This is a genomic window from Pseudomonas sp. 67(2021) (assembly GCF_017491835.1).
In the GTDB taxonomy this organism is placed as follows: Bacteria; Pseudomonadota; Gammaproteobacteria; order Pseudomonadales; family Pseudomonadaceae; genus Aquipseudomonas; species Aquipseudomonas atacamensis.
Map to the genome: position 1 here is coordinate 1 of NZ_JAFGYL010000103.1, position 412 is coordinate 412.

Consider the following 412-nt stretch of genomic DNA (forward strand, 5'->3'; position numbering starts at 1 on the left):
CCGATGCGATACGCCCGATCAGTCGCCTGATTCTCCACCGCCGGGTTCCACCACGGATCGAAGTGAATCACCGTGTCCGCCGCCGTCAGGTTCAGACCAGTGCCCCCGGCCTTGAGGCTGATCAGGAACAACGGCACCTTGCCGCCCTGGAAATCCCTCACCGGCGTGCGCCGATCGGTGGTGTCGCCGGTCAGCAACGAGTAGCCAAGCCCGCGTTGCTGCAATTCCTGCTCGATCAGCGCCAGCATCGAGGTGAACTGCGAGAACAGCAGAATGCGCCGACCTTCGCCGAGCAATTCTTCAAGCATCTCCATCAGGCTGATCAGCTTGCCGCTGCCCGAGCGCAACGCCTTCGCCGTCAGCGGCATATTGACCAGGCGCAGATCGCAGCAGACCTGGCGCAGCTTGAGCA

The 412-nt window shown here is 62.9% G+C and carries 1 protein-coding gene; it reads right to left on the minus strand.

Annotated features, from left to right (window positions below):
* A partial coding sequence (locus tag J5M66_RS26725; RefSeq protein WP_207817557.1) for a C-terminal helicase domain-containing protein occupies nucleotides 1–412 on the minus strand: 412 nt, incomplete at both ends.